Annotated in this window: 22 protein-coding genes; 18 read left to right on the top strand and 4 right to left on the bottom strand. The window is 53.6% G+C overall.

Translation table 11 applies throughout. The annotated features are described in order from the left end of the window. Positions 1-31 precede the first annotated feature (31 nt). The 10 genes from BCV73_RS16065 to BCV73_RS16020 all read left to right on the top strand — a co-directional run bounded on the left by BCV73_RS16065 (position 32) and on the right by BCV73_RS16020 (position 11,117). The gene (locus BCV73_RS16065) at positions 32-1,351 is read left to right on the top strand and encodes a dihydrolipoamide acetyltransferase family protein (RefSeq protein WP_089547881.1); all 1,320 of its coding nucleotides are present in this window, start codon (positions 32-34) and stop codon (positions 1,349-1,351) included. Positions 1,352-1,354: 3 nt separating this feature from the next. Next, complete coding sequence (gene lpdA / locus BCV73_RS16060; RefSeq protein ID WP_076171339.1) at positions 1,355-2,776, top strand: dihydrolipoyl dehydrogenase; 1,422 nt, start codon at positions 1,355-1,357, stop codon at positions 2,774-2,776. 293 nt (positions 2,777-3,069) lie between these two features. Then, positions 3,070-3,939, top strand: coding sequence for an AraC family transcriptional regulator (locus BCV73_RS16055; protein ID WP_179232018.1), 870 nt, complete (start codon positions 3,070-3,072; stop codon positions 3,937-3,939). Between the two features lie 163 nt (positions 3,940-4,102). Beyond that, a complete protein-coding gene (locus BCV73_RS16050) occupies positions 4,103-5,377 on the top strand; it encodes an ABC transporter substrate-binding protein (RefSeq protein WP_256992878.1) in 1,275 nt (424 codons plus the stop codon). A 63-nt stretch (positions 5,378-5,440) separates the two neighbouring features. Continuing rightward, on the top strand, positions 5,441-6,328 hold the full coding sequence (locus BCV73_RS16045; protein WP_076171346.1) for a carbohydrate ABC transporter permease: 888 nt from the start codon (positions 5,441-5,443) through the stop codon (positions 6,326-6,328). Between the two features lie 16 nt (positions 6,329-6,344). Then, entirely contained in the window at positions 6,345-7,220 is an 876-nt protein-coding gene (locus tag BCV73_RS16040; RefSeq protein ID WP_084203934.1) for a carbohydrate ABC transporter permease, read from the top strand. Positions 7,221-7,473: 253 nt separating this feature from the next. Continuing rightward, positions 7,474-8,268: a thymidylate synthase gene (gene thyA, locus BCV73_RS16035; protein ID WP_076171348.1), complete on the top strand. Its 795-nt coding sequence runs from the start codon at positions 7,474-7,476 to the stop codon at positions 8,266-8,268. 37 nt (positions 8,269-8,305) lie between these two features. Beyond that, positions 8,306-8,794, top strand: coding sequence for a dihydrofolate reductase (locus tag BCV73_RS16030; RefSeq protein WP_076171350.1), 489 nt, complete (start codon positions 8,306-8,308; stop codon positions 8,792-8,794). A 278-nt stretch (positions 8,795-9,072) separates the two neighbouring features. Next, entirely contained in the window at positions 9,073-10,560 is a 1,488-nt protein-coding gene (locus BCV73_RS16025) for a glutamate synthase subunit beta (protein ID WP_076171352.1), read from the top strand. 113 nt (positions 10,561-10,673) lie between these two features. Further along, positions 10,674-11,117, top strand: a complete 444-nt coding sequence (locus tag BCV73_RS16020) for a GNAT family N-acetyltransferase (protein WP_089547878.1) — start codon at positions 10,674-10,676, stop codon at positions 11,115-11,117. A 122-nt stretch (positions 11,118-11,239) separates the two neighbouring features. Here BCV73_RS16020 and BCV73_RS16015 read toward each other — a convergent pair whose 3' ends face one another. Further along, a complete protein-coding gene (locus BCV73_RS16015; protein ID WP_089547877.1) occupies positions 11,240-12,025 on the bottom strand; it encodes a TioE family transcriptional regulator in 786 nt (261 codons plus the stop codon). Between the two features lie 212 nt (positions 12,026-12,237). Here BCV73_RS16015 and BCV73_RS16010 point away from each other — a divergent pair, with 212 nt between their 5' ends. The 3 genes from BCV73_RS16010 to BCV73_RS16000 all read left to right on the top strand — a co-directional run bounded on the left by BCV73_RS16010 (position 12,238) and on the right by BCV73_RS16000 (position 16,537). Then, positions 12,238-13,209: an ATP-binding cassette domain-containing protein gene (locus BCV73_RS16010; RefSeq protein ID WP_089547876.1), complete on the top strand. Its 972-nt coding sequence runs from the start codon at positions 12,238-12,240 to the stop codon at positions 13,207-13,209. Beyond that, entirely contained in the window at positions 13,206-14,027 is an 822-nt protein-coding gene (locus tag BCV73_RS16005) for an ABC transporter permease (RefSeq protein ID WP_089547875.1), read from the top strand. Before BCV73_RS16010 ends, BCV73_RS16005 begins: the two co-directional genes overlap by 4 nt. 248 nt (positions 14,028-14,275) lie before the next feature. Beyond that, complete coding sequence (locus tag BCV73_RS16000; RefSeq protein WP_089547874.1) at positions 14,276-16,537, top strand: type IA DNA topoisomerase; 2,262 nt, start codon at positions 14,276-14,278, stop codon at positions 16,535-16,537. A 70-nt stretch (positions 16,538-16,607) separates the two neighbouring features. On the opposite strand, the gene BCV73_RS15995 is transcribed toward BCV73_RS16000, so the two are convergent. Together BCV73_RS15995 and BCV73_RS15990 are read right to left on the bottom strand one after the other, a co-directional pair. Then, entirely contained in the window at positions 16,608-17,372 is a 765-nt protein-coding gene (locus BCV73_RS15995; protein ID WP_089547873.1) for an HAD family hydrolase, read from the bottom strand. Between the two features lie 13 nt (positions 17,373-17,385). After that, positions 17,386-18,303 carry an ArsR/SmtB family transcription factor gene (locus tag BCV73_RS15990; protein ID WP_089547872.1) on the bottom strand — a complete coding sequence of 306 codons (918 nt, stop codon included), beginning with the start codon at positions 18,301-18,303 and terminating at the stop codon, positions 17,386-17,388. Positions 18,304-18,424: 121 nt separating this feature from the next. On the opposite strand from BCV73_RS15990, the gene BCV73_RS15985 reads away from it, so the two are divergent. The 5 genes from BCV73_RS15985 (at position 18,425) to BCV73_RS15965 (ending at position 23,967) form a co-directional block, all read left to right on the top strand. Then, a complete protein-coding gene (locus BCV73_RS15985; RefSeq protein ID WP_179232017.1) occupies positions 18,425-19,612 on the top strand; it encodes an MFS transporter in 1,188 nt (395 codons plus the stop codon). Positions 19,613-19,729: 117 nt separating this feature from the next. Then, positions 19,730-20,455 (top strand): phosphonate ABC transporter ATP-binding protein, encoded by a 726-nt coding sequence (locus BCV73_RS15980; RefSeq protein ID WP_076171370.1) that lies wholly within the window; start codon positions 19,730-19,732, stop codon positions 20,453-20,455. Between the two features lie 50 nt (positions 20,456-20,505). Next, a complete protein-coding gene (locus tag BCV73_RS15975) occupies positions 20,506-21,831 on the top strand; it encodes an FG-GAP repeat domain-containing protein (RefSeq protein WP_218828148.1) in 1,326 nt (441 codons plus the stop codon). Continuing rightward, positions 21,824-22,522 carry a response regulator transcription factor gene (locus BCV73_RS15970; protein ID WP_076171376.1) on the top strand — a complete coding sequence of 233 codons (699 nt, stop codon included), beginning with the start codon at positions 21,824-21,826 and terminating at the stop codon, positions 22,520-22,522. Before BCV73_RS15975 ends, BCV73_RS15970 begins: the two co-directional genes overlap by 8 nt. Further along, positions 22,519-23,967 (top strand): sensor histidine kinase, encoded by a 1,449-nt coding sequence (locus BCV73_RS15965; RefSeq protein ID WP_089547870.1) that lies wholly within the window; start codon positions 22,519-22,521, stop codon positions 23,965-23,967. Before BCV73_RS15970 ends, BCV73_RS15965 begins: the two co-directional genes overlap by 4 nt. 71 nt (positions 23,968-24,038) lie before the next feature. Here the strand turns inward: BCV73_RS15965 and BCV73_RS15960 are convergent, their stop codons facing one another. Further along, positions 24,039-25,259 carry a glucose-1-phosphate adenylyltransferase gene (locus BCV73_RS15960; RefSeq protein ID WP_076171381.1) on the bottom strand — a complete coding sequence of 407 codons (1,221 nt, stop codon included), beginning with the start codon at positions 25,257-25,259 and terminating at the stop codon, positions 24,039-24,041. Positions 25,260-25,453 lie beyond the last annotated feature (194 nt).

The following is a 25,453-nucleotide window of genomic DNA, read 5'->3' as shown; positions in this document are numbered from 1 at the left end:
AATCGCAGTCATTCAATAGGGAGGTAGTAACGTGGCAAAATTTGAATATCGGTTCCCCGAACTGGGAGAGGGCTTGCATGAAGGCGAAATTATCAAAATGCATATCAAGCCCGGCGATAAAGTAACAGACGACGACATCATTATGGAAGTGCAGAACGACAAGGCGGTTGTAGAAGTGCCTTGTCCGGTTAACGGCACAGTACAGGAAGTATTCACGAAGGACGGACAGGTGTGCCGTGTGGGCGAAGTAGTCGCCATTATCGATGCGGAAGGCGAAGTGCCTGAGCAGGAAGCTCCTGCCGGCGATCACGGCGCCCAAGAAGCAGACGCAGCAAAAGGCAGCGCGGATACAACTTCTTCCCCTGCAACAAGCAGCCCTGCTGATGCCAAAGAAGGCGGCGCTGACCAAGCTCCGGCTCCTGCAGCTCCGAACAAAGAAGTGCTGGCTACGCCAAGCGTGCGCAAGTTTGCGCGTGAGCAAGGCGTTGACATCACGCAAGTGAGCGGAACGGGCAACAACGGTAAAGTGACTAAAGAAGACGTCGAAGCCTTCAAGAACGGCGGCGGTCAAGCGGCAGCACCTGCAGCAGCTAAGGCAGATGAGAAGGCAGCAGCACCTGCAGCGGCAGCAGCAGCTGCGGATCCGCGTGCTGAAGAAGAGCGCGTACCGTTCAAAGGAATCCGTAAAGCGATCGCTAACGCCATGGTGAAATCGGCTTATACAGCTCCGCACGTTACGATCATGGACGAAGTGGACGTAACCGAGCTGGTGGCATTCCGTACCCGCATGAAACCGATCGCCGAGAAGAAAGGCACGAAGGTCACTTATCTGCCGTTCATCGTCAAAGCGCTTGTGGCGGCCAGCCGTCAATTCCCTGCTTTGAACGCGACGATCGACGAAGAGAACAACGAAATCGTCTACAAGAAGTACTACAACATCGGTATCGCAACCGATACGGACAACGGTCTGATCGTACCGGTCATCAAAGATGCCGACCGTAAGAGCATCTGGATGATCGCTGACGCGATCCGCGACCTTGCGGCACGCGGCCGTGACGGCAAACTGGCTCCGGCAGAAATGAAAGGCAGCACGATCTCCATCACCAATATCGGTTCCGCTGGCGGCATGTTCTTTACTCCGATCATCAACTTCCCTGAAGTGGCGATCCTGGGTACCGGACGCATTACCGAAAAACCTGTCGTGAAGAACGGCGAAATCGTGGCAGCTCCGGTTATGGCCCTGTCCCTGAGCTTTGACCACCGCATCATCGATGGTGCTACAGCCCAAAACTTTATGAACTATATTAAATCACTGCTCAGCAACCCTGAGCTGCTGGTTATGGAGGTGTAAGATATGGTAGTAGGTGACGCTTCTCTCGATATCGATACATTAGTGATTGGTGCTGGTCCCGGCGGTTACGTGGCAGCCATCCGTGCTGCACAGCTAGGACAAAAGGTTCTGATTGTGGATAAATCCGAAGTGGGCGGCGTGTGCTTGAACCGCGGATGTATCCCTTCCAAAGCCCTGATTGCAGCTGCTCATCAATATGAGTCTGCCGTTCACGGCGAATCTTTCGGCGTAACTGCTGAGAACGTGAAAGTGGACTTTAGCAAAACCCAGGAATTCAAAAACGGCGTTGTGAAAAAGCTGACCGGCGGCGTTGCCGGCCTGCTCAAAGGCAACAAGGTTGAAATTTTCAACGGCGAGTGCATGTTCATCAACGAAAACGAGGCCCGCGTGTTCAACGAACACGAGTCCCCTCGCTACCGTTTCAAAAACTGCATCATCGCTACCGGCTCCCGTCCGATCGAGCTTAAAGCGTTCCCGTTCGGCGGCCGCATCCTGTCTTCGACAGAAGCGCTGAGCCTGCCTGAAATTCCGAAGAGCATGGTTGTCATCGGCGGCGGATACATCGGTGCCGAGCTTGGCCAAATGTACTCTAAATTCGGAACAAAAGTAACGATCATCGAAGGACTGGATTCCATCCTGAACGGATTCGATCCGGACATGACGAAACTCGTTGTGAAGAGCATGACCAAAACCGGCGTGGAAATCATCACAAACGCCAAAGCGGAAAGCGCGACTCAAACCGACAGCGAAGTTACGGTGAAATACTCCGTGAACGGCGAAACGAAAGAAGTGACTGCCGACTACCTGCTCGTTACGGTTGGTCGCCGTCCAAACACCGACGGAGAGCTCGGACTCGACCTGATCGGTATCGAATTGGATGACCGCGGTCTGATCAAAGTCGATCATCAAGGACGTACGAACAAGCCGCATATTTTTGCAATCGGCGACATCGTTAAAGGCCCTGCGCTGGCACACAAAGCTTCCTACGAAGGTAAAGTAGCGGCTGAAGCCATCGCCGGACATCCGTCCGTCGTGGACTACAAAGTCGTCCCTGCTGTTGCATTCGTCGATCCTGAATGCGCGAGCGTAGGCTACACCGAAAAAGAAGCAAAAGAAAAAGGCTACAAAGCGAAAGCAGCGAAGTTCCCGTTTGCGGGCAACGGACGCGCCTTGTCCCTCAATGCTGCGGACGGCTTCGTGAAGCTGGTGTTTGACGAGGAAACTCAGCTCGTGCTGGGATGCCACATCGCCGGGGTGGAAGCTTCCAACCTGATCGCTGAGCTGGGCCTCGCTATCGAAATGGGCGCCACGCTGGAAGATATCGCTTTGACGATCCATGCGCATCCAACGCTGGGCGAAATCGTGATGGAAACTGCCGAGCTTGCGCTAGGCAATCCTATTCACGTGATCGCACCACGCCGCTAAGTTATCATCATATAAGAAGTAACTCAAGGAAAGAGCCGCCTCATGTGGCTCTTTCCTTTTTTTTATAGAAGGGACTTCGTCATTTCAGGCATTAGCGCCAAAGGAGCCGGATCCATTAACCGCTGCAAATAATCATCTAGAAGGGGCTGTTTTGCAATCCACCCATATCATATTAAGAGGGATATGTTGTTTTTCTAATTATGGGATCATCTGGGTGATGATGCTGACCGGTCTAGGATTTTGCTACAATGGAAAGAGCAGAACGTTTCATTCTAGGGAAGGTGGGGGATGTAATGGGAACGATGACCTCATTTCTGGAAAGAGGACTGATGGACGAAGATTTTCCGATTCGTGTGGTTCAGACAGAAGAAACGTTTCTTTTTGCGCCGCATTGGCATGAAGAAGTCGAAATTGTATATGTGGCCGAAAGCGGGGCGCGCATCGAACTGAACCATCACTTATGTGAGCTGAAGAAAGGGGAGATTTTGATGATCAAGCCGGGTGAAGTCCATTCTTTTCTGCCCGGCACCGGCAAGCTGCTGATTATCGTATTTCGCATGCACTTTTTAACAGGAACGAACCCCAGCGGCCCGGATGAGCAAAGCTTAAAGTCGCTCGTTTCGCACAATACCGTCATTCCGGCACATCAAGTGCAGAAGGCAAATTTGGCGCTGATGATGAAAGCGATTGCTGAAGAAGAATCGGGCAGGCAGCCCGGTTATAAATGGTCTATGAAAGCAAGGCTGTACGACCTGATCGTTCGTTTGATCCGGCTCAAGCCGGGGCAAATGGAGGATGATTATCCAGGTGGCGCCAGCTCCGAGAGCAAAAAATTCGCCTTTATTGAGGCGGTGTGCGAGTACATGGAAAGGCACTACGACCAGCCGCTGAAGCTGGATGACATTGCCGACCATACGAACTTTAACAAATTTTATTTATGCAAGCTGTTTAAGGAAGCCCGCGGCATGACGGTTATGGATTACTTGAATCAATACCGGATTGCACAGGCTAAATGGGAGCTGCTTGGCGGTTCTGAATCCATTCTGCAGATCGCTGTGCGGAACGGATTTAACAATCTGAACTCGTTTAACCGCATTTTTAAAAAGTACAATGGCTGCACGCCATCCGAATTTCGCAAGCGAAGCGGCAGGACTGCGCAATAAATGAACAATCCAGACCAATATCCGATGAGCCCGGCCGGCAAAAATCCCATAAAATGATAACAAACTTAGATGTAAGCGTTTCCTTTTTAATCGTGGATGAGGGGGGACTAGTTGTTATCCTGGGATTGACCAACATCAAGCGAAAAGCAAAGGACGGGTGCTCATGAGAAGAAATCATTGGGGATATACCTTTATGCTGAGTCTGCTGGGCTTGTCCATCCTGCTGGCCGGGTGTACGGTCTCGGGCAAAGGAACGGGCTCAAGCCAGGAAATTACCGTATGGAGCTTTACCGATGAGGCGAATTACGCCATTGATAAGTTTGAGAAGAAGTACCCCGGGGTCAAGGTGAACTTCGTCAACATCCCCGGCAACTTTTACATCACCAAGCTGAAATCCGCCTTGCAGACGGCTTCCAAAGCACCGGACGTGTTCATGCTCGAAAACGGGAACATCCGTGAGCTGATCGACGTTCCCTACCTGGAGAACCTGTCTGCGGCTCCGTACGATGCAAACAAGCTCATTCCTGAGCAGTATCCCTTCGTGCAAGCCAACGAAAAGGACTCTGAAGGGAACGTCAAGGCACTGGGTTACCAGGCGACACCTGGAGGCATTTATTACCGCCGGGACCTGGCTAAACAATATTTGGGCGCAGACGATCCGGAGGAAGTCAGCAAGCAAATTGACTCCTGGGACAAAATTTTCGACATCGGCGAAAGGGTTGCCAAAGAAAGCGGGGGCAAAGTGCACGCCCTGGCGAATTGGAACGCCATTTCCGTCTCATATGAAGGAATTCCATGGGTCAAGGACAACAAGCTTGTCATCAACGACGCTTACCTGAAGGTGCTCGATATGGTGAGGGAAGCGCGGCAGCGGCATGTGCTGGCCGAATTTGACGACGGGAGCGCCGGATATGCCGCTTCCATGCAAAAGGGCGAGGTGATGTTCTATCCGGGCGCAAGCTGGGCGCTGCAATACACGTTCAAGGCGAATGCACCGGATACGTCGGGAAAATGGGGACTTGCGCACGGCCCGGCCTCGTTCAGCTCCGGGGGAACGTATATCGCTATGTACAGCAAAAGCAAAAACAAGGATCTGGCGTGGAAATTTATCCACTTCTACAATTTCGACCACGAGTTTTTGACCGAGCTGGCCCATGACCAAGACTACTTTACGAGCAATCGGGTGGTGGACGACCAGCTGGCTCCGACGCTGACTTCCGCTTACCTGGGGAACCAGAAGCACTTCGAGTTCTTTTCCGAGGAAGCGAAAAACGTGCCGAGCTATCAGCGGACGCCTTTTGATACAGTGATCAACAATGACATTTACAAAAATGTGCTGCAGCTGTACCTGAACAACAAGATGAAGACGAAAGAAGAAGCCATCCAAAGAATTAAACGGGACGTCAAGCTCAGGTACCCCGAGCTGGAGGTGGATTGACGCTTAGCGGTTGATTATTCGGCTGCGACAACGTTGGAACAACCTATACCAGGAGGTGCGTCCATGTTTGCCAAATCGATACGGAAGGACCATTACGGTTATTTTTTCATTGCACCGTTTTTTATCATCTTTCTGCTGTTCGGATTGTATCCGATCCTATACTCGCTGTATATCAGCTTTACGAACTGGGACGGGATCCGGACGCCGGAATTCGTGGGGCTGGGTAACTACGTTGCGGTATTCCACGACCCGATATTTTACAAAACCTTTCTCAACACGCTGTTTATTTGGGGCGTGTCCGTCATCCCTCAGCTGACCGTATCACTTGTGCTCGCTTTTATTTTAAACGAGAAGTTCGTCAAGGGAAGAAACATATTCCGTGCCGTCTACTTCTTCCCGCATATCGTCACCGCAGCTTCGCTGGGGCTGCTGGTAAGCCTGATCTTCGACTGGCAGTCGGGCGGGCTGAACCACTTTCTCGTCGAGAGCGGAATCATCCACGATCCGATCAACTGGAAGAACAATGCCTGGTTCATGCGGCTGATCGTGTCCTCGATTTTGTTCTTTCAATACTTCGGCTACTCCATGATCATTTATTTGGCCGGACTGCAGGGAATCGATCCTTCGCTGACCGAGGCCGCCCAAATCGACGGGGCCACGAAAAAGCACGTTTTCCTGCACATCACGGTTCCGATGCTGAAACCGATCATTTTGTTCCAGGTCATTACCTCGATCATCGGCGGGATGCAGATCTTCGATCAGCCCTTTACCCTCACCAATGGCACGGGAGCGCCAGACCGCGCATCCATGACCAGCATTATGTACCTGTACAACGTCGCGTTTCAGAGCACGCGGTTTGGCTACGGAGCCGCCATCGCGTTTTGCCTGTTCATCATTATCATTCTGTTCTCCGTCCTGTCGTTTGTGCTGACGAACCGGAAGAAGGCTTGAGGAAGGAGTCGATAACATGGAAGCGATTAGACCGATCCGGCGGGAACTTCCGTATGCCGCCAAGCCGAAACGCCGCCTATCCGCCGGCATGGTGCTGCTGTATATTTTTCTGATCGGGTTTGCCATCATCTGTATCATCCCGTTTTATCTCATGCTGATCTACTCCAGCCACAGCAATGCCGACATCGCCTCATCGTTCATCTTTCTGCCGGGGAAGGATCTGTGGGCGAACTACAGCAACATGGCCGCAAAAATCAACATTTGGCGGGGATTCATGAACAGCTTCTTCATTGCGGGGTCCACGACGGTGCTGTCTCTGTACATCGGGGCGCTGACGGCCTACGGCTTCGCCAAATTCCGGTTTAAAGGCAACAAGCAGCTGTTCTTCGCTCTGCTGGCCACGATGATGGTGCCCGGGCAGCTGGCCCTGATTGGGGTATACCGGCTGTTCAGCACATTCGGCCTGCTCGACAGCTACGCGGCTATCATTCTGCCGGCGGCAGCGAACGCCTTTAACGTCTTTTTCATCAAGCAATTTATCGACGGAAGCATTCCGGACGAAATCATCGAATCGTCGCGGGTCGACGGTGCGGGCGAGTTCCGGACGTTCAACCAAATTATCCTGCCGATTCTGGGTCCTGCGGTTTCCGCACTCGGCATCTTTACGTTCATCGGCTCCTGGAACAACTTCCTCGGCCCGCTCGTCCTGTTCTTCTCGCAGAGCAAATATCCGCTGCCGGTACTGGTCGCGCTCGTGCAAGGTTATTACGGGATGGACTACGGTCTGTTGTACCTGGGTGTGGCGATTTCCATCGTCCCGATCATCATCGTGTTTGCGGTCTTTTCCAAGCAGATCATCGGGAGCGTGGCGATCGGAGCCGTTAAAGGGTAACGCAGCGTCTGTCATATGAATAATCTCGAGATGATGAAACGGCAACAAAGCTTTGGCATGGGACGGTTCTTGGGGGAATACCCTGGGAACCGTTTTTTTTTGTAGTGAGTTCCCGTACGCGGCAAGCGGGCGGATTCTGGTCACTGGGGATGGACTTTTTTAGGTGTTTATCAACCATGCCCCCACATGGTAAACTAGAATATACACAATCAACAGATATATAGACATTCGGCATTGAGAGGAAGGATACAAAGTGCGAAACTATTTGGAGCTGCTGCAGGACATACTGGAACACGGTACCCCCAAGGAGGACCGGACCGGAACCGGCACGATTTCCGTCTTCGGACGACAGCTGCGGTTCGATCTGTCCCAGGGGTTCCCGCTGGTGACGACGAAGCGCATCCATTTGAAATCGGTCGTCCATGAGCTGCTGTGGTTTTTGAGCGGCGATACGAATATCCGGTACCTGAAAGAAAACGGCGTTTCCATATGGGACGAGTGGGCTGACGAGAACGGGGATTTGGGACCGGTGTACGGCTCTCAGTGGAGGAACTGGGAGGCACCGGACGGCACCCATATCGACCAGATTGCGAATGTGATCGAATCGATCAAGCGGAATCCGGATTCCCGCAGACATATCGTGAGCGCATGGAATGTGGCGGAGATTGAGAACATGAAGCTTCCTCCTTGCCATTTCGTATTCCAATTCTATGTGGCCGGGGGCAAATTGTCCTGCATGCTGACGATGCGTTCGGTCGACACGTTCCTCGGTCTGCCGTTTAATATTGCCAGCTACGCGCTGCTGACGCATATGGTGGCCCAGCAGTGCGGGCTTGAAGTCGGCGAATTTATTTGGTCCGGCGGCGATGTGCATATTTATTCAAACCATTTGGAGCAAGTCAAAACCCAGCTGGAGCGCGAGCCATTTGAGCTGCCTCAGCTTGTGATCAAACGGAAACCCGAATCGATTTTCGACTATAAGTTCGAGGATTTCGAGTTCGTGAATTATCAGCATCATCCAGGCATTAAGGCGCCGGTCGCCATCTAGCCGGCTTTCATTTTATGTTGAAGGGAGCTTTTTGACCATGACAATGACGTTTATCTGGGCCATGGGCTCAAACGGAGTAATAGGGCGGGACAACAAGCTTCCTTGGCGGCTTCCGCGGGATATGGCTTTTTTCAAGGAAAAGACGATGGGCAAAACGGTCCTCATGGGCCGCAAAACGTGGGAATCCTTCGGCGGTAAGCCGCTGCCTGGACGCGACAACGTCGTCCTGACCCGCGATCCGGATTACGAGGCACCGGGAGCCCAAATCATTCATACGATAGAAGAAGCGGTTGAGCTCGGCAAGAATAAAGAGATCATGGTGATCGGAGGAGCCGAAATTTACTATAAGCTGCTTCCGGTAGCGGACTGCCTGATCGTCACCCGGATCGACGAGACGTTTGAAGGCGACACCTACTTCCCTGAAGTAGACTTCGGGGACTGGATTCTGCAAGAAGAGATCGAAGGGATCACGGATGAGAAAAACCCGTATTCCTACCGTTTCTGCACCTATATCCGCAAAAGTTAACCGAAATTCATGTTATCATGACATGTGATCTCGATGTGAAATAGTACAAATAATTATGCGGATAATCCATTTAATATTCAAAGTTTCAAATGATACTATAATTGAAATATCTATGTAGAATGAACTTGAGCGTATGATGCTCTAACACGAAAGCTGCGCCGTGGTCAAGGGATAATACATGCACAGGCTCGGGTTCAATCTATCTACGTGTCGTTAATGTGATAGATAGGAAGTAACTTTCAACAAGATAGAAAAGAACGGATGGGGGAAAATGCGTCATGTCAACACCAACAGGCTTTATGGAGTACAGCCGCCAGCTTCCGGCGGATCGCGATCCTGCAGAGCGGATTAAGGATTGGGAAGAGTTCCATAAACATATGTCCGAAGAAGAACTGCGCACCCAGGGCGCACGCTGTATGGATTGCGGAACACCTTACTGTCATACGGGAATCGATATGGCTGGAGGCACCTCGGGCTGCCCGGTCAACAATTTGATTCCGGAATGGAACAACCTCATCTACCGCGGCTTGTGGAGAGAAGCGCTGGAGCGCCTGCATAAAACGAACAACTTTCCGGAGTTCACCGGCCGGATTTGTCCTGCTCCATGCGAAGGCTCTTGTACCGTCGGCCTGATCGGCCAGCCGGTAACGATCAAGACGATCGAGCAGGCCATTATTGATAAAGGATTTGAAGAAGGATGGGTTGTGCCGAACCCACCGGAGAAACGTACAGGCAAACGCGTGGCGGTCGTGGGCTCGGGCCCGGCAGGACTGGCCGCGGCAGCACAGCTGAACAAAGCGGGCCACAGCGTGACGGTGTACGAGCGTGCGGACCGCATCGGCGGCCTGCTGATGTACGGCATCCCGTCGATGAAGCTCGACAAATCCGTCGTTCAGCGCCGTGTGGACCTGCTCGCAGCGGAAGGCATCCAGTTTATTACGAATACCGAAATCGGCAAGGACATTCCTGCACAGCAGCTCGTTGACGACTACGATGCAGTCGTGTTGTGCGGCGGAGCTACCAAACCGCGCGAATTCAACATTGAAGGCAGCGATCTGAACGGGGTTCATTATGCCATGACGTACTTGAACGGTACGATCAAGAGCTTCCTGGACTCGGGTCTTGCCGACGGGAACTACATTTCCGCAGAAGGCAAAGACGTCATCGTGATCGGCGGCGGCGACACCGGTTCGGACTGCGTCGCAACAGCACTTCGTCATGGCTGTGCAAGCGTAACGCAGTTTGGCACCCATGAGAAGGCGCCGCTGGAGCGCGATCCGATCAACAACCCTTGGCCGCAGTTCCCGAACGTATACACACTGGATTACGCCCAGGAAGAAGCGAAAGCGGTCTTCGGCAGCGATCCGCGCGAATTTTCCATCATGACTACCAAATTTGTGGGTGATGACGAAGGAAACCTCCAAGAGCTGCACACCGTTCAAATTCAGCGGATGGTGGACGAAACCGGGCGTAAAATCTACCAGCCGATTCCGGGAACGGAGCGGGTATTCAAAGCGCAAATGGCGCTGATCGCCATCGGTTTCGACGGACCGGAGCAGACGATTACCGAACAGCTCGGCCTTGAAACGGACCGCCGCTCGAACGTAAAGGCGCGGAAGGGTAAATACAACACAAACGTGGACAAAGTTTTCGCAGCCGGCGACATGCGCCGCGGCCAAAGCTTGGTCGTATGGGCCATCAACGAAGGCCGCGAAGCTGCCCGTGAAGTGGACAAATATTTGATGGGCTCGACAGTGCTGGTATAAGATCGCCGGCTCATAATCCGGGTATGATAGGACAGCAGCTCCGCATTGTTGGCGGGGCTGCTGTTTTTTCTGTATCAGGTCAAATACCGATGTAAGTTAGGAGGCAGCAATCGATGGGACAAATAACGGCTTATCTGGAAGAGGATCATGATTATTTGGTAGAGTTGTGGTACCGGGCGGTTCGTGAGACGCATACTTTTTTAACCGAGGCAGATATCGCGTTTTACCGCCGGATTGTAGACGAGCAGGCGCTGAAGCACGTGGAGGTGTGGGTGGAAAAGGATGACAGCGGCGTCCCCTTGGGCTTCATTGGGCTGGACGGCAGTATGGTGGAAATGCTGTTCGTCGATCCCGACCGGCATGGACAAGGCATCGGCACCCGTTTACTCCGGTATGCGGAGCAGCTGAAGGGAAGCCGGCTGCGGGTCGACGTCAACGAGCAGAACGATGGGGCATACGCGTTTTATCAGCGGTATGGATTTGTACGGACGGGACGGTCCGAGCTGGACGGCTCCGGACGGCCGTTCCCGCTCCTGCATTTGGAGCTGAAACGGTAAACGGGCAGGCTCAACCTGCCTCTTTAAAAACATCAAGCTCTCCTAAGGTCAGGGATTATCAAATCGGGAGCTGCTGATACATATTTAAGTTAATAAATGCATCCGAAGTGAGGGCTCCCTTTTCATGGAGCTTCGCCGGGTGCTTTTTCCGCTTTGGCTTTTTGGAAATAATCAAACCACAAGCCTTTAATGTAGTCTACCGGATCGATCAGTCCTTCTTCGATGCACAGCTCGACCAGCAAGTGAACCCCGAAGAACTGCCGCCGGTTCCGGTCATGGATACTCGATAACGCCTCCAGCGTCACCTTCTTCGCTTTTTCAACGCTGTGCTGCTCGACGCCCTGCACAATTTCTTTCATGTTTTCCAGCACATAAACCGTCTTCCTTAATGTGCGGATCAGCAAAATTTGCCGGACATGCGTAGGGGTAAACAGCCTGTACCCGTTTTCGGGATCCCGTTCCGGCTGGATCAGCCCTTCTTTTTCCCAATGCCGGATCGCCGAGGGCTGCACATCCGTAAGTTCAGCTGCTTCGCCGATCGTCATGCGGCCCTTCAATCGTTTGCCCGAGAAAAGCGGCAGTTCGGGATCCTGGAGTAAGGCCAGGGTCTGTTCGGCAACCGTTTTTTCATGCTGGAGACGAGCCTGCTCCTGATTGACGAGCCAGAAGGCTCCGTCCATGTCACGCTGTTGAATCAAGCGAAGCACTTCAGAGGTAATCCCGACGCCGAATCCTGAAAACATAGCCCGCAGGCAGCGGAAATAGGCCAGGTGCAGCTGCGTGTACAGGCGGTACCCGTTATCCGACCGCTCCGGCTCGGGGACCACCCCCCAAGATTCATAGTGGCGCAGGGCGCTTGTGCTGATATACAATTCCCTGGCGATTTCGATCGGCTTATAATAACGCATTTCCCTTCCCCCTTATGCGCTTGGACTATCTTCACTCCCCCAAGGATAACATGCCGGCAAACACTGCACAAAAAGCTTTAAGTGACATGATAATGTTCTGTTGCAGGGTTACTGTGATTTCGAGCGAAAATTTAAGCCTGCCTTCCCATTTGCATGAGTGTTATAAAATTTGGGTGTAAGTTGAATTTCAATCGCAAGGTAGGAGGTAGAACATGGAACAAGAAGCAGCCGTTGACGTGCGCGGGCTAAGGAAAGCTTACGGCAAGGAGGATGTTCTGAAGGGATTGGACCTGCGGGTTGAGCAGGGAACCGTGTACGGCGTACTCGGCCCCAACGGGGCAGGCAAGACGACGCTGATCAGCATATTGTCCACGCTGCTCGCGCCGGATTCCGGTTCGGTCCGGATCTTTGGACTCGACGTCGTGCGGGAAGCCGATGCCGTGCGCCGAAGGATTGGGCTCACCGGGCAATTCGCCGCGGTGGACGAGGGGATGAGCGGCCGCGATAATTTGGTCCTCTTCGGCAGGCTGGCGGGTTATTCCGCCAAAACGGCCAAAGTGCGGGCCGAACAGCTGCTGGATGCATTTGGCCTGACCGATGCGGCCGGGCGTTCGGCCGGAAAGTATTCGGGGGGCATGCGGAGGAGGCTGGATATTGCCGCGGCGATGCTCGTCGCCCCGGACCTTCTGTTTTTGGACGAACCGACGACCGGTCTGGATCCGCGGAGCCGCAGCGAAGTGTGGGATATCGTGCGCGCTTTGGTGGACCATGGCACAACCGTGGTGTTGACGACCCAGTATCTGGAGGAAGCGGACCAGCTTGCGGACCGCGTGGCAGTGATCGGCGAGGGCGCCGTCATCGCCGAAGGCACGCCCGCCGAACTAAAGGCTTCCATCGGCTCAGGCTCGATTCAAATCCGGCTGGCCGACCCGAAGCAGCGGGGAGAAGCCGAGCAGGTCCTGCGGCGCGTGCTTCAAACAGAAGCCAGGCTTCATGCGAATCCCGCCGAACTGTCGGCTCAAGTCTCCGATCCGCGGCAGGCTGCACTGGCGCTGACGGAACTGAGTGAGGCAGGCATTTATACGCACCAATATTCGCTTGGAGAGCCTAGTCTTGATGAGGTTTTTCTCACGCTGACCGGCAGGAGCGCTCAAGCAGAACCTTTGAAGGAGGAGAACCGATGAGCGAACCACAGTCCAGAATGCTGGCCGCCCTGAACCTGAGGGAGCGTCCGCCGCGGCCGAGCGCGCCGCAGGCGGTAATGACCTTTATTTGGCGCTCATGGCGGAAAACGAGCGGCAACGCGGCATATTTAGCGATCGATTCGATCATTTTCCCGGCGGTCTTTCTGCTGATCTTTACGTATTTGTTCGGCGGCGCCATCTCCGGATCAACGGGAAATTACCTGCAGTATCTGCTGCCGGGCATGATGGTGTATACCGTCACCACCATGACGGTGTACATCGGCATCAATCTCAAAACAGATATCGAACGCGGTGTCTTCAACCGATTCCGAACGCTTCCGTTCTGGCAGCCCGCTGCGATCATCGGCACGATGGCCATCAACCTCATCTCCTTCGCCGTGGGACTCATCACGACGTTAGGGCTCGGAATGCTGCTCGGATTCCGCCCGGAAGCGGGATTGCCTGGAGTGCTCCTGTCCATGCTGCTCGTCATGCTTTATGCTTTCAGTTTCAGCTGGATCTTTGCCTGCCTGGGACTGACCGTACGGAAAACCGAATCGCTCACGACGATGTCCTATCTCGTGCTGTATCCACTCATGTTTACGAGTAACGTGTTTGCCGATACGTCCACCATGCCGGATTGGCTGGGTCCGGTCGTTGCTTACAACCCTGTCAGCCTGGCTTCTTCATCGGCCCGGGCATTGATGCACGGTACGGCGGATACAGCTGCCCTGACCACCACGCTGATAAGCTTGGGATGTATCATTGCCGTATTTATGCCGCTTGCATTTCAGCTTTACCGCAAAAAAAGCAAGTGACCGAAACCAAAGAAAACATCGCCAGGGAATGGCAACGCTTTGGTTGTAACCCTCCTTGATCCTTGGAGCGGGAAGCCCGCCGCTAAGAGATGACTCTCCAAAGGCTTTCCCGCTTGCATTGAAAAACGGGCCTCCCGTATGCTATCATAATTTAGAGTCAATTCTATCAGAACGTGGAAGTTATCCATGAATAAACCGGCCGGGAGCAGCTATTCTCGGCCTTTTTCCATGCGGGGAGCGAATGATTGTTGAAAACTCTAGTCATAGCAGAAAAACCGGATATGGGGCGCAACATTGCCGCGGTCATTGAGCCGAGGGCGAAGAATGCCCGTTCCTATCTGGAGGGGGAGCAGTATATCATTACCTGGGCCATCGGACATCTCGTCGGTTTGGCAGAGCCGGATGCCTATGATGACCGGTACAAGAAATGGAACTTTCGTGATCTGCCGATCATGCCCGACCAATTCAAAATCGTGCCGCATTATAAAACGAAAGACCAGCTGAAAACGATCGGGGAGCTGGCAAAACGCTGCGACCGGATCGTTAATGCCTGCGACGCGGGGCGGGAGGGGCAGTACATCTTTGCGCTGATTCAGCAGCAGCTGAAGCTGAAGCAGCCCGTCCGTCGGCTGTGGATTTCGGACCTGACCGCGGAGAGCATCGCCCAGGGCTTCAGGGAGCTGCGCGCCGCCGAGGAATTCGAAAATTTGACGCAGGCCGCCAGGGCCCGCAGCGAGGCCGACTGGCTTATCGGCATGAACGCGACCCGGGCGTTTACGACGAAGCATAACACCCTGCTGTCCGTCGGACGGGTTCAGACGCCCGTGCTGGCGCTCATTTATGACCGGCAGAAGGAAATCGAGTCGTTTGAATCGCTGACGTATTACGAGGTCAAGGCTCATTTTCGCCAAGAGGCGCTGGAGTACACGGGAACGTGGCAGGGGGACCGGCTGACCTCCAAGGAGAAGGCCGAGGCGATTGCCGCCAGGGTCAAAGGGAAGGAAGGCAAAATCGCCAAATACGAAGTCAAAGATACGAAGGAGTATCCTTTTAAGCTGTATGACCTGACGCTGCTGCAGCGGGACGCAAACGCCAAGTTCGGCTTCTCCGCCAAGAAGACGCTGGACATCGCGCAGGCATTGTATGAACGGCATAAAGTGATTTCATATCCGCGGACCAACTCCAATTACGTCAATGAGCAAAATATTGAAGGGATGCATAAGGCGCTGCATATGCTGAAATCCACTTCATATAAGGAACAGGCTGAAGGGGCCAACGCATCTCTGGTACACAAGAACAACAAGGCGATCTGCAATCCGGAGAAGGTCGAGGATCACCATGCCATCCTGCCGACGCTTAAGCGGCCCGGCCAGCTGGGCAAGGAGGAACAGCAGCTGTACGACCTGATCATTCTGCGGTTTTTGTCCCAGTTCTATCCGCCCGCCTTGTACAAGCAGCATACGGTCCTGACCGAGGTGGAGGGGGACCTGTTCAAAACGAACGTGAAGGAGCTGCTGTCGCTGGGATGGAAGGTGCTGATGCCGAGCACCGATAAGAGCGGGAAGAAAACGAAATCCGCAAAGCAGGAGGAAGAGGAAGAAAATCTGGAGTGGAATGACCGGGCTTTCGATCTGGATCCCGAGAAGCCGGTGAAATGCGGCAAGAGCGAAGCCAAAGAGAAAGCTACGCAGCCGCCGAAGAGCTATACGGAGGGCACCCTGCTGAAGGCGATGGAAAGCGCGGGCCGGACGATTGAAAACGACGAGCTGCGGGACGCGATGAAGGACAGCGGTCTCGGCACGCCGGCCACCCGGGCGGCGACGATCGAACGGCTGAAGAAGGTCGGATATATCGCTATGCAGGGCAAAAAGATCACGATTACCCAGAAGGGCAGGACGGCGGTCGAGCTCATTCGCCAGGCAGGCGTCGAGCTGCTGACTTCTCCCGAGATGACCGGACAGTGGGAGCGGCGTCTGCATCAAATATCCAAGGGCGAGGCAGCCTCGGTTAAATTTATGGACAATGTCCGCAAATTTACGGTCTCCATCATCGAGAAGGTTGGTGTCCAGCAGGCGGCGCCATCTTCGCTCTTCGGTACGGATCAGGAGCAGGGCCGGGGAAAGCCGCGCTCAAGGTCGGCGGCAGGGAAGGGCAAGCGGGGGACAGGAACCGCTTCGCGAACGGCCCGCACGGAAACGGCCGCTGCTGCCGCGCCCCCCGCACCGCCGGGGGAACGGCTGACACATGGGCCATGTCCGCGGCCGGGCTGCCACGGCCAGATAATCGAAGGCAAAAAGGGTTACGGCTGTACCGCATTCAAAGACGGATGCGGATTTGTGATCTGGAAGGAGTTCTCCGGCAAAAAAATCAGCGCCAACATGCTGAAATCGCTGCTGGCTTCCGGCCGTACGCAGCTGCTGTCCTTCAGCGGAACCGGGGGACCGTATAAAGCGCGGATCGTGCTGCAGGATCGAAGTTCCGGTAAGCTGAGCATCGAGCGTTCGACTTAAATCAAACCAAAAAGAACGGACCCTGGCGGGCCCGCTCTTTTTTTGCCTATTTTGTATCGAGGCGGCACATTCACTGTCTCAAGGCGTTTGCAGAAGTTACGATGCTCTTGCTGTGGATAACCTCGGGAACTTCCTCGATGCTTGTGACCGTGTAAAGGGAGCTGTCCGGCTTCTTCTGCAGCTCCACCATGTTATAAATCCATTCGTTCTGCTGTTTGATATAGATGCTGTGGATTCCTGCCGATAATGCCGGCATCACATCGGTGCGCAGGGAGTTGCCGATCATCCAGGTGGAAGGACGGTAGAAGCCGCCCTGCTTCAGGATGTTCTCCAGCGTCGCTTCGTTTTTGTGCTGCGTAATGTAGATCCGGTCGTCAAAGTACTGGCTCAGCTTCATCTGGTCAATCTTCCGCTGTTGTATCGCCGTTTCTCCGCCGGTGTACAGGTACAGATGATGTCCCTGTGATTTCAGCGACTCCAGCGTCTCTACCATGCCCGGATAGGGCTCCACTTCCTGCTCGTACACGCTCAGGCCGAGCTCCATCAGCTGTTTTTCTTCGTCCGGCTGAACGGGGCGGTTAAACTTGCGGCTGAAGAAGCGGTATGTTTCGATCAGCGATTTGGGGAAGATGCCGCTGCTGAAGCCAGCTTGGCTGACGGCCGCAACGTCGATTTCGATCTGCTTGCTGCGAATCTCTTCTGTCTTGATCTGGTGGGGCTCAAACCATTGTTGCACCCATTCAAAAAACTCCCCGAGGACGATGCCGAAATACTTGTTGCAGTGGATCAGCGTGTCATCCAGATCGAACAGAATATGCTGCTCAGGTGCTTTCACGTTAGGTCACTCCTTAAAGACGGATGTAGGACTCCAGAAACATCTGAAGCTCCGCCGCTCCGTCCGGACGAATGCTGAATTTCTCGGTGTTGTAGGAACCCAAATGGATGCGCAGCAGACCCGCTACCCTGAGGATCATCAAATGGTGCTTAAGCAGCTCCTGGGTCTGGTTCAGATCCCGCATCATATCGTCCAGGGAACGCGGCTTCTCCGCCGCATACCGCAGCAGGCGCAGCCGCTTCGGATCAGCCAGCGCATGCGTCATGCGCAGCAGGCAGGTCGGCGGCTCATCCTCCTGTTCTTCAGGGACGTCAACAGGATACTGGATCAGCATCATTTTCCGGTAAAAGCAGTAAGCGTTGATCGGGCGGTTGTGCACGGTCGGGAATAACACGATGGTTTCCAGCCCGGGAACATCTTCAACCACCAGTCCGCCGGAAGCGTACTCTACCAGGCTTTGAGGCTCCATCTTGGTCAGCAGCATGCGCTTCTCCTCCGCATCCTCTTCGATCAGCGGGATAATGGCGGGTTCCTCATGCTTGAAATAATGCTCATACCATAACTCGAGCAGCGGTGTATATGAATCACGAATTCGTTCAGCTTCCTTTACGGTTAAAGAAGGCAGGTAAGGGGAGGCGGCTTGGTACAGCACCTCTGCCGGCGTTTCATGCAGGCAATCCAAAAAGGCGCGGACGGTATCGCCGTTTGCGCGGTGAATCGCCCAGGCATACAGCACGTCGTAATCGTCGAATGGCCAAGCTGCGGCCGGGCCTAAGGCGGACGTCACTTCAGGTGGAAGCTTGCCGCTCACTTCACCGATCCATTCGGGCCCGATGTCGAGGTTGCGAATCCATTTCTTCGAAATGTACACCATAAAGCTGCTAAGCAGCTCGTAAATCGGTGAAACGTCAACCTTTACTTCATAGTTCATGAAACCAATAACCTCCTATGAAATCTGTGCGCTCATTCCATTATGGCTTGTTGATAGCAGGGTTGTCCACTATAATGTTCAGGGAGTTTGAACGGATTTGCACTCAAGGAGGATATTTTCATTGTCAACACAGAACGACAGCAATCGCGGATTATCTATTCATTACCTCATTCTGATCACCGTGATCGTTGCAGCAGGGCTCAGTCAGGGGCTGCTGCTGCCGGTCCTGTCCATATTTTTGGAGCAAATGGGCGTATCGTCTTCCGTCAACGGATTAAACGCAGCCGCCCTGTACGTCGGATCGTTCGCCATGACGCTTGTCGCCGAGCGGACGCTGGGCGCGCTTGGCTTTAAGAAGCTGGTGAGTGCCGGCCTCGTGCTCGTGCTCGTCTCCGTCATATTGTTTCCGCTTGTGCCGAGCGTGAAAGTGTGGTTTGTCTTAAGGCTGCTCGTCGGCATCGGAGACAGCGCCGTTCATTATGCTGCCCAATTATGGGTGCTGATGGTCACGCCGGCCGAATACCGGGGACGAAACCTCTCGCTGTACGGCATGTCGTATGGCCTGGGATTCAGCTTCGGGCCGCTGGGTATCCAGCTCCTGAAGTATGGAAATGCGGTGCCCTTCATCGTGCTGGCGCTGCTGATGCTGCTCGTGCTTGTGCTGGTCTGGGCGAAGCTGCCCGATTTCCGCCCGGAGCGGACGGAAGGGGAGGCGCAGCCTCCGCGGCGCTTCCGCCGAAGCTATGCACTCGCCTGGTACGCCCTTCTACCCGCACTGCTGTACGGGTACATGGAAGCCGGGATTAACAGCAATTTTCCGGTCTACGGGCTACGAACAGGGATGGGCGAGTCCCAGATCGCGTTCCTGCTTCCGTTCATCGGCATCGGCGGATTGATTCTGCAGCTGCCGCTCGGCATGCTGAGCGACCGCTTCGGCCGCAAAAACGTGCTTATCGCCTGCGGCCTCATCGGCGGCGCCGCTTTTATGGCCGTGCCGCTGGCAGGAACGGCGACAGCCTGGCTCGTTCTGCTCCTGTGCGTGGCGGGGGGCATGGTCGGCTCGTTTTTTTCGCTGGGCCTGGCCTACGCGGCGGATATTCTACCGAAGGCGCTGCTTCCCGCAGCGAATGTCGTCGCATCCTTTCATTTTAATATAGGCAGCATCGCCGGGCCGAACATCGGGGGGATCCTGATGCAGTATGGGTGGAACGGAGGCGTGTTCGTTGTGATGGGCCTCGCCTTCGCCTTATTCGGCGCCGTCGGCACCGCCTTTCGGACTTCGGGTGGACGCAGTCAGGAGCCGCTATAGAATAGTTTTTCCCAAAAGGTTCAATAATGTGCGAAAACTCTATATAATCGATATAATAGAAACGTATTGTTCAAAGCCAAGAAGAGATAGAGATCACAGGACAAGAGGAGAAATGTCATGATACGAATTCAGCATTTAACCAAGTCAGTCGGTGTGGACAGAATTCCGATACTCAAAGGGGTATCCCTCGATATCCAGAAGGGCGAGCTTATCGCCGTTGTCGGTGCCAGCGGAAGCGGCAAAAGCATGCTGCTGCGGTGCTTGGCACTGAAGGAAAAATGGGACGGAGGGACGTTTGTCATCGACGGCCAGGATGTGCTGAAGGAACCTCTCGGCGGAAAACGAAAAATTAGACGCGAATGGGCATACTTAGAGCAGAATCCCCAGCTCTATCCGAACCGGACCGGCCTGAAGAACGTGCTGATCGGCCAAGCCAGTCAGACGCCGCTTTGGCGCATGGTGACGGGGATGGTCCGCTCGGACGATTATATGGGCGCGATGGACGTCATCGAGCAGATGGGTCTCTTGGATAAAGCCCGTATGAAGGCGGGCACGCTGAGCGGCGGAGAAAAGCAGCGCATCGCCATCGCAAGAGCTTTGGTTCATGGGGCCAAGGTTATTCTCGCCGATGAGCCGGTGGTCGGGCTGGACCCGAAATCGGCGGAAAGCGTAATGGAAACGCTGAAAAATCTATGCGAGGAGGAGCGCGTCACCGTCATTTCCGTGCTTCCGATTGAGCTCGCCGAGAAATTTGCCACCCGTATCGTCGGGCTGTCTGGCGGGGAGGTCGCATTCGACATCCGCGGCCGCCGTCTGACGATGAGGGAAAAAAATATGATTTAGACTTTGCGCCCGTTTGCGGGCTTGGTATAGAAAAGAGTGATGCAATGCATTTGTTGAAGACAAACTGGATACGTGCTGCAGCTGCGGTCCTGCTGACGTTTGTGCTGGGCGGCTGCACGTTTATCAGCGACCCGGTCAGCTTGATGAAGACGCCGATGCTGTCTGCGGATAAAGAGACGCTGAGCTCGATCATCCACGCGCAGCTTCCCGATGGAGCGGATCTCATCCGCTCGAGGGAAGAAACCGACACCAACCTGATCCATTTCGTCGATCTGGACGGAGACAAGGTCAACGAGGCGGTCGTATTCTACGAAACGCCGGATCAGCAGGTGGTCATCCACTGCATGATTTTCAAGCTGGTCAACGGAACGTGGACGAAGGTAACATCTTTCGACGGAGAGGGCAGGGTACTGGAATCTCTTCAGTTCAAGGACCTGAACAATGACGGCAAACCGGATATTATCGCCGGATATTCCAGAAGGGACGAAAACCCTGTGAACCGTTTGTACGTCTATACGTACGCGGAGGGCAGCATCAAGAAAGACCTGATGCAGGATTACACCAATTTCGTCATTATGGACCTGAACGGGGATAAAAAGAACGACCTGACGATTATTAGCCTGAAGCAGAATGATCAGGCTTTTGTGGCGACATACCAGTATGAAGAAGGCAGCTATGTCGAAATTGACAAGCTGGATATGGATCCGTACGTTTCGAATTATTACAATATTGTCGCAGGTAATGTCTATAAGGATCCAGAAGGTAGAGCCAAGGAAGGCATTGTGATCGACACCTCGATCGGCGGGGGAGACGCCTCTTATTCCAACATCATCGTGATGGAGGACGGGAAGCTGAAGTCCGTGTTCGGAGGCAATCAGGACACCACATTCAAGGATCTGCCGGTCAAGAGCGGCGACGTGAACAATGACGGGATCATCGAAATCGGATCCGTAGAGCCGCCGATCGGCTGGAACTATTTCAAGCCCGATGAAATTCCGAACTTCTTCGTATATTCGCAGTGGGACGGCAAACAAGGACTAAAATTCGTCGCCGAGCAATATCGTGATTTACAGAACGGCTTCGAGCTGGGCTTCTTCCCGCCGGAGTGGCATAACAAGGTGACGGTGGACACCAAGTCAATCAAGAACCAGTATTTGCGCTTCGTGATGGTCGATACCGGCAAAACGGTGGCCGAGATCAAATTTTTCACCCTGGCCGAGTGGGATAAACAGCATGATGAATGGAAGTACCTGTACCGGACGAACGACAAGGTGATCGGCTACAAGAAATACGGGGACTTTGATATCGATAACAGCAAGAAGCAGCTGAAGAACGAGGTACCCCCGATTGAAAGGAAGGAAAAGATCAGTGAGTAAAGTTTTAATTTTGGAAGACGAGGATTCCATCCGCAGTTTTATTGTGATCAACTTGAAACGCAACGGCTTCGATGTGCTGGAGGCGGCAAACGGGAACGAGGCGCTCGATAAATTGACGTCCAATCCCGATATCGATATCGCACTGCTGGACGTTATGGTTCCGGGGATCGACGGTTTTGAGGTGTGCCGCCGCATCCGGGAAACGAACGAACGGATCGGTATTATCTTTTTGACAGCGAAAGTGCAGGAACAGGACAAGGTGTACGCTCTGTCCGTCGGCGCGGACGACCATGTGAGCAAGCCGTTCAGTCCGACCGAACTAATCGCACGGATTCAATCGCTGCTGCGCCGGGTGAACGTTCACCGCGAAACGACGGCGAAGGTCAGCTTTCACTCAGGTCCGTTCAGCCTTGACCTGATCTCCAAGCAGTTCAAGAAGAACGGGCATGCGATCGAACTGACGCCGACGGAATTTTCGCTGATCCAATTTTTCCTCGAAAAAGAAAATACGCCTCTCAGCAGGGACGTACTGCTCGATCATGTATGGGGCAAAGAATATATGGGCGATCCTAAGATCGTGGACGTGAATATCCGCCGTCTCCGCCAAAAAATCGAGGAGAATCCGTCGGACCCCGAGTTTTTACAGACCGTATGGGGCCACGGTTATAAATGGAAGGGTCAGGGACAATGATCAAGAAAGGCATACGCAGGCAGATTGTCCTGCACTACTTTATCGTAGTGTTCTCGGCGCTTCTGCTGGCGGAAGTCATTTTTTTATTAGCCATACGAACGTATTACTATGACAGCATTTATAGTCATATTAAAAACCATATCGACAATGTGGAGGATTATTATTACCAGCGGATCAACCCGGGGCTTGACGGGAACCGCGACCTGGCTTCCATGCTGACCTACTACGATCTGAACTCGGCCAATGTGCAAATTCTGGATCCCCAGGGTAACGTGCTGATCAACTCTTCCGAGTTTCAGCCCGATATGTCTGTGAAGACGGCCGATATTTCCCAGGCGCTGTCCGGCAACGTCGGCCGTTGGGTCGGGCGTCAGGCCAGCACCGGCGAGAATGTCATGGCCGTGTCGAAACTGGAGCAGAGCAGCGGGCAGGATGGCTATATCGTCCGTTATGTCACCTCGCTGGAAACGGTCAACGATAAATTGTTTAATCTAACCATGCTTGCCACGGGCGTAGGAGCGGCTGTACTCGCCATCGTGCTCGTATTCAGTATGGGTCTTGCCAACTCCATCGTGCAGCCGTTGAACACGATTACGGCCGTCTCCGCCGAGATGGCCCGCGGCAAGTTCAACCAGCGGATCAAGGGCGACTACAAGTACGAGCTTGGCGAGCTGGCATCCACGCTGAACTATATGGCCCAGGAGATCGTCCGGAGCAATCAGGTCAAGGACGATTTCATTTCGTCGATTTCGCACGAGCTGCGGACGCCGCTGACGAGTATTAAAGGGTGGAGCGAAACGATCAATTCGGGAGGCTATGACCCCGAAGAGACCCGGATCGGCATGGAGATCATTACGAAGGAGACTGAGCGCCTGATTGGCCTCGTTGAGGAAATCCTCGACTTCTCCAAACTGCAGCAGAATGAGATGAAGATTGCGATTGGCCGGGTCGACATCAAAGAGCTGCTCCAGGAAATCATGTTGAACCTGTGGACGAAGGCGGAGAGCAGGCAAATCGAGCTCCGGCTGAAGTCCGAGGACAGACCGCTCGTGGCCGGGGACGCGAACCGCTTGAAGCAGGTGTTCCTGAACCTGGTGGACAATGCGATCAAATTTTCGCATGAGCATTCGGCAATCGATCTGGTCGTGTACTTTGAAGGCGACAATGTCGTAACCGAAGTGAGGGATACGGGGATCGGGATCAGCGAGGATCACTTGGTCAAAGTGCGCGACCGGTTCTTTCAGGTGGATCCGCTTAACGGCGGCACCGGTCTTGGACTTGCCATCTCCCAGCAGCTGGTTGAGCTTCATAAAGGAATTTTGCTCATCCAGAGCACGTTGGGAGAGGGGACGACGATCGTCGTGTCCCTGCCTCGGCTGCCGGAGAATACTGCTCTAACGGACGGTGCACCCGAGCTGCCTCCCGCAGACGAAAAGCTTTCATGAAGTTCATACACATCAAAGAGCGAACTCCCGGAAAAAAGGAGTTCGCTCTTTATATATTCACACATATTGTATTAAGAGGATAAGCCTTCGGCACGCAGGCGTCCGGTTTTCTCGTATACATCCTGCAGGAGTCGGGAAGGCTGGGTACGAATGCTTGGTTTCGGCATAACGGTTTCGTAAGGGCCGACTACTGTCACCTGACCCGGCGTTCCTTTGATGACCGCGCCGTCTTTAATGATCGCTCCTTCGCCAATAATGGCATGCTCGATCTGCACGTTGCGTCCGATCCGGACGTTCGGCATCACGACGCTGTCCTTAATCTCGGACATTTTGCCGACTTCTACACCACAGAACATCACGGATTGATGCGCTATCCCGTCCAATGTGCACGTTTCGGATATCAGGCAGTTGGTCGCCATCACGCTGCGGTTCCGTGTCGATCCGAGCTTCGTACGCCAAGGACGGGTGTACATTGGCCATTCACTGTTATGCAGCTTCCAGTCCAGATCGTCGGACAAGAGGTCCATGTGTGCTTCCCAAAGGCTGGCAACAGTGCCGACATCTCTCCAATACCCGTCAAAGCGATACGCGAACAGTTCATCCTGATCCGCCAGCATCTTCGGAATAATATCCTTGCCGAAGTCATGGCTTGAGGCATCATTCGCGGCGTCCTCCATCAAATGTCTGCGGAGGTACTCCCATTCAAACAAATAGATGCCCATGGATGCCAGGTTACTTTCGGGTTCGGCCGGTTTCTCGGCAAAGTCCGAGATGCGCAGCGATTCGTCCACGCTCATGACCCCGAAACGGCTGGCTTCCTCCCAAGGCACCTCCATGACAGAGATGGTGGCTTTGGCGCCGTTCTTTTGATGAAATTGAAGCATTTGATTATAATCCATGTGGTAAATATGGTCACCGGACAAAACCAGTACATGTTCCGGCTGGTGACGGTCAATATATTCGATATTTTTATAAATGGCATCAGCAGTTCCCAAGTATTCCGAGGATCCTGTATTGTAAGAAGGCAGCAGGGTGATTCCGTCCTCTCCATTTTTTTGGAGGCCCCATGGTTCGCCTTCCCCGATATGCAGATGAAGCGATTCAGCCTCGTACTGCGTCAGCACACCGATGGTGTCAATGCCTGAGTTTACGCAGTTACTGAGAGGAAAATCGATAATACGGTAACGGCCGCCGAACGGAACAGCGGGCTTTGCCAGTTTCGATGTCAGAGGTGATAATCTGCGCCCTTCACCTCCGGCAAGCAACATGGCGATGCATTCTTTTCTCTTCATGTCGTTTCCTCCCATTCAAAATTGTAAATGTAGTACATAAATAAACGACTATCGCCCATCTGAAACGATTATATTGAAATATCACTGAAAAATTACAATTTTATCTTTCAGCGGTCATTTTTATTTTCATTTTGGCTACAATGGGGTAATGGTTTACATGCACTATATTCCTAAAGCAGGTGATCATTTGGAGA

The sequence above is a fragment of the Paenibacillus sp. SSG-1 genome, assembly GCF_002224835.1.
In the GTDB taxonomy this organism is placed as follows: Bacteria; Bacillota; Bacilli; order Paenibacillales; family Paenibacillaceae; genus Paenibacillus_AQ; species Paenibacillus_AQ favisporus.
The sequence above is the reverse complement of the archived record's forward strand: the minus strand, read 5'-3'. Positions and strand labels throughout refer to the sequence as shown.

Bases quoted from the DNA above. Each gene is read 5' to 3' on its own strand.
- BCV73_RS16020 (WP_089547878.1), top strand. From the start codon at position 10,674: ATGGGACAAATAACGGCTTATCTGGAAGAGGATCATGATTATTTGGTA.
- BCV73_RS16015 (WP_089547877.1), bottom strand. From the start codon at position 12,025: ATGCGTTATTATAAGCCGATCGAAATCGCCAGGGAATTGTATATCAGC.
- BCV73_RS15960 (WP_076171381.1), bottom strand. From the start codon at position 25,259: ATGAAGAGAAAAGAATGCATCGCCATGTTGCTTGCCGGAGGTGAAGGG.
- BCV73_RS16045 (WP_076171346.1), top strand. From the start codon at position 5,441: ATGTTTGCCAAATCGATACGGAAGGACCATTACGGTTATTTTTTCATT.
- BCV73_RS16050 (WP_256992878.1), top strand. From the start codon at position 4,103: ATGAGAAGAAATCATTGGGGATATACCTTTATGCTGAGTCTGCTGGGC.
- BCV73_RS15990 (WP_089547872.1), bottom strand. From the start codon at position 18,303: ATGAACTATGAAGTAAAGGTTGACGTTTCACCGATTTACGAGCTGCTT.
- BCV73_RS16040 (WP_084203934.1), top strand. From the start codon at position 6,345: ATGGAAGCGATTAGACCGATCCGGCGGGAACTTCCGTATGCCGCCAAG.
- BCV73_RS16025 (WP_076171352.1), top strand. From the start codon at position 9,073: ATGTCAACACCAACAGGCTTTATGGAGTACAGCCGCCAGCTTCCGGCG.
- lpdA (WP_076171339.1), top strand. From the start codon at position 1,355: ATGGTAGTAGGTGACGCTTCTCTCGATATCGATACATTAGTGATTGGT.
- BCV73_RS15965 (WP_089547870.1), top strand. From the start codon at position 22,519: ATGATCAAGAAAGGCATACGCAGGCAGATTGTCCTGCACTACTTTATC.
- BCV73_RS15980 (WP_076171370.1), top strand. From the start codon at position 19,730: ATGATACGAATTCAGCATTTAACCAAGTCAGTCGGTGTGGACAGAATT.
- BCV73_RS16055 (WP_179232018.1), top strand. From the start codon at position 3,070: ATGGGAACGATGACCTCATTTCTGGAAAGAGGACTGATGGACGAAGAT.
- BCV73_RS16010 (WP_089547876.1), top strand. From the start codon at position 12,238: ATGGAACAAGAAGCAGCCGTTGACGTGCGCGGGCTAAGGAAAGCTTAC.
- BCV73_RS16005 (WP_089547875.1), top strand. From the start codon at position 13,206: ATGAGCGAACCACAGTCCAGAATGCTGGCCGCCCTGAACCTGAGGGAG.
- BCV73_RS16030 (WP_076171350.1), top strand. From the start codon at position 8,306: ATGACAATGACGTTTATCTGGGCCATGGGCTCAAACGGAGTAATAGGG.